Raw genomic sequence first — 1,762 nt, forward strand, 5'->3', positions numbered from 1 at the left:
TTTGGCAGTTCGGCTCTCCCAGTCTGAGAGGTTTGATGGGGGCTGGAGAGGTTTTTGTCGAGTTTCGAGAGATTGGAAGACTATGATGCTGGCCTCAAGCCCTACAGCGCTGCCAGTGGATGCCCGTCAACAGGTGAGCCAATTCATGCAGCGCCTACAAGATGACATCTGTGCCCGTCTGGAGGCCCTAGACGGAAAAGCCAAGTTTCGGGAAGACCGTTGGGAACGCCCTGGAGGAGGGGGCGGGCGCTCGCGGGTCATTCAGCAGGGAGACGTGTTTGAGCAGGGGGGAGTCAATTTTTCCGAGGTGTTCGGATCCCATCTGCCCCCTTCGATTCTGAAACAGCGTCCAGAAGCGGCAGGGCATCCTTTCTACGCCACAGGCACCTCTATGGTGTTGCATCCTCGCAACCCCTATGTGCCGACGGTACACCTGAACTATCGCTATTTCGAGGCGGGGCCGGTTTGGTGGTTTGGGGGCGGGATGGATCTCACCCCCTATTACCTGTTTGAGGAGGATGCGGCCCATTTTCACCGCACCCTCAAGGCAGCCTGTGACCGCTTGGATCCCGTCTACTACCCAGTTTTCAAGATCTGGTGCGATCGCTACTTTTTCCTACCTCATCGCGGCGAGGCGCGCGGCGTTGGCGGCATTTTCTTCGACTATCAGGATGAACGCCCTGGGCTGCTCTATCGGCCTGAAGGCCAGGCGGAAGGGGATCCCGAACAACTGGCTTCTGAGCCACCATCGTTACAGGTGCGGGTGGGATCCCGCAGTTGGGAACATCTTTTCCAGTTGGTGCAAACCTGTGGCGACGCCTTCTTGCCGGCCTATGTGCCGATTGTGGAGCGGCGGCAGGGGATGGAATGGGGGGAGAGAGAACGGCAATTCCAGCTCTATCGTCGCGGGCGCTACGTGGAGTTCAACTTGGTCTATGACCGCGGCACGATCTTTGGACTCCAGACCCAGGGCCGCACCGAGTCGATCTTGATGTCTTTGCCGCCATTGGTGCGCTGGGAATATGGCTACGAGCCCCAGCCGGACACGTGGGAAGCTAAGCTCTACCAGGTGCTCTGCCAGCCCCAGGATTGGGCGTAGGCCGGCCATACCCCGTCTCTGCTTCTGAGGATCCGTGGCGTGTTTTCTCCTTTCCCCCTCACCTACCGCGTTCAGCCCCCCCGACAGGGCGGCTTAGGACCCGCGCCTGCGTTGGTAATGCTGCACGGGATCGGCAGCCACGAGGGGGATTTGTTCCAGTTGGCCCCCTATCTGGATCCTCGGTTGGCGGTGATCAGCTTGAGAGCCCCTATTCCTTGGAGTGGAGGCGGGTTTGCCTGGTTTGAAATGGCCTGGACACCGGAAGGGCTGGTGGGGGATCCCCAGCAAGCGCGCAATAGCCTCCAGCTCCTGAGCCGCTTTCTAGAACAGACGCTGCCCAGTGGGATCCCGGGTATTGCCCTGGATCCCAGGCAGGTGTATTTGCTGGGGTTTAGCCAGGGGGCGATCATGAGCCTGTACTTGGCTCTGACCCAGCCGGAGAAGCTGGCGGGGGTGGTGGCAATGAGTGGGCGCCTATCTCCAGAGATCCTGGCCGAGGCGGTGGAGCCGGAGCGGATGAAACACCTGGCCATCTTGGCAGTTCATGGCACTGCCGATGCTGTTTTGCCGATTGCTTTTGGCCGCCAGATCCGGGATTATTTTGCCCCGCTGCCACTGAACTTCACCTATCGCGAGTACGAGATGGGCCATGAAGTTTCCCCG

Annotated in this window: 2 protein-coding genes; both read left to right on the plus strand. The window is 59.8% G+C overall.

Translation table 11 applies throughout. The features are described from left to right. The first annotated feature begins 85 nt into the window (after positions 1 to 85). Positions 86 to 1,099 (plus strand): oxygen-dependent coproporphyrinogen oxidase, encoded by a 1,014-nt coding sequence (gene hemF / locus NW820_RS12175; protein ID WP_414407621.1) that lies wholly within the window; start codon positions 86 to 88, stop codon positions 1,097 to 1,099. A gap of 39 nt (positions 1,100 to 1,138) precedes the next feature. Then, the coding region (locus NW820_RS12180) for an alpha/beta hydrolase (protein ID WP_414407620.1) at positions 1,139 to 1,762 on the plus strand (624 nt) is incomplete at its 3' end.

The sequence above is a fragment of the Synechococcus sp. R55.7 genome (assembly GCF_047461955.1).
Taxonomy (GTDB): domain Bacteria; phylum Cyanobacteriota; class Cyanobacteriia; order Thermostichales; family Thermostichaceae; genus Thermostichus.

Coding starts and splice junctions, on each gene's coding strand:
- hemF (WP_414407621.1), top strand. CDS start 86: ATGCTGGCCTCAAGCCCTACAGCGCTGCCAGTGGATGCCCGTCAACAG.